This is a genomic window from Mesorhizobium sp. M7A.F.Ca.CA.003.01.2.1, assembly GCF_003998945.1.
GTDB classification, from domain to species: Bacteria; Pseudomonadota; Alphaproteobacteria; order Rhizobiales; family Rhizobiaceae; genus Mesorhizobium; species Mesorhizobium ciceri.
Map to the genome: position 1 here is coordinate 1 of NZ_RZRA01001130.1, position 1,565 is coordinate 1,565.

Annotated in this window: 2 protein-coding genes; both read left to right on the forward strand. The window is 65.3% G+C overall.

What is annotated here, in order from left to right; genetic code table 11:
* A partial coding sequence (locus tag EN969_RS30455) for a MotA/TolQ/ExbB proton channel family protein (protein ID WP_127419701.1) occupies positions 1-766 on the forward strand: 766 nt, incomplete at its 5' end.
* Position 767: 1 nt separating this feature from the next.
* Positions 768-1,565, forward strand: a 798-nt coding sequence (locus EN969_RS30460; protein WP_127419702.1) for a peptidoglycan -binding protein, incomplete at its 3' end; no start/stop codon positions are given.

Sequence of the window (1,565 nt, forward strand, 5' to 3'; positions counted from 1 at the left end):
GCGCTGGGTCAACTCCTTCCGTGCCGGCTCGGAGACGACCGAACCGGTGCTGCTGGCGCCGATGAAGGCGATGATCGGCCGTTCCTCGGCGATGGCCTTCTCGACCAGTTCGATGCGCACCATGCTCGATTCCATCGCCACGCGCCTCGACGAAAGCCGCGACACCTCGCGCTATCTCGTCGGCCTGCTGGTGTTCCTCGGCCTGCTCGGCACCTTCTGGGGACTGTTGAACACCATCGGCTCGATCCGCGAAACCATCGAATCGCTCGATCCCGGCACCGGTGACGCCGCCGCGGTGCTCGATTCCCTGAAGCAGGGGCTTTCGGCGCCGCTGGCCGGCATGGGCACCGCCTTCTCGTCCTCGCTGTTCGGCCTCTCCGGCTCGCTGGTGCTCGGCTTCCTCGACCTGCAGGCCGGCCGCGCCCAGACGCGCTTCTACACCGAACTGGAAAACTGGCTTTCCTCGGTCACCGACCTGTCGTCGGACATCGTCGTCGCCGACCCGGCCAAAACCGAATCCTCCGACGAGATCCGGGTGCTGTCGGAACGGCTGCGCTCGATGCAGGAGAATGGCGGCGGCTCCAACCCGCGCGTCGCCACCGCCATGGCCAATCTCGCCGACGGCATTTCCGGCCTGGTCAAGAATATGCGCTCGGAACAGCAGATCATGCGCGACTGGGTCGAGGCCCAGTCCGACGAGCAGAAGGCGATGCGCAACACGCTGGAAAAGATCGCCGATGCCCTGAAGAAGCCCGGAGTGCACTGAAGTGGCGCTCGCCAGGGGCCGGCGCACCGATCGCCGCATCGACTACTGGCCGGGCTTCGTCGACGCGCTGTCGACGCTGCTTTTGGCGATCATGTTTCTGCTCACGGTCTTCGTGCTGGCGCAGTTCCTGCTGGGACGCGAAATCTCCGGCAAGGATACGGCGCTCTCGCGCCTCAACTCGCAGATCAACGAACTGACCCAACTGCTGGCGCTGGAGCGCTCGACGGCGCAGGACAAGGATGATTCCCTGGCCAATCTGCAGGCGTCGCTGTCGGCCGCGCAAGCGGAAAAGAGCCGGCTCGAACGATTGCTGGCGCAAGGTGCCGGTGCCGGCGACGCCGCCAATCAGCGTGCAGCGGCGCTCGGCGGCGAACTCGACAGCCAGCGCCAGATCAGCCAGCAGGCGCTGAGCCAGGTCGAGATACTCAACCAGCAGATCGCGGCGCTGCGCAAGCAGATCGGCGCGCTCGAGGATGCGCTCAACGTCTCCGAAATCCGCGACCGCGATTCCAACACCAAGATCGCCGATCTCGGCCGCCGCCTCAACGTCGCGCTGGCGCAGCGCGTGCAGGAGTTGAACCGCTACCGCTCCGACTTCTTCGGCCGTTTGCGCGAAATCCTCGCCGACCGCGAGAACATCCGCATCGTCGGCGACCGCTTCGTCTTCCAGTCGGAAGTGCTGTTCCCAACGGGCTCCGAGGTGATCAACGATGCCGGCAAGGTCGAGATGAAGAAACTCGCCGACGCCATCATCGAGTTGCAGAAGGAAATCCCGCCCGAGATCAACTGGGTGCTGCGC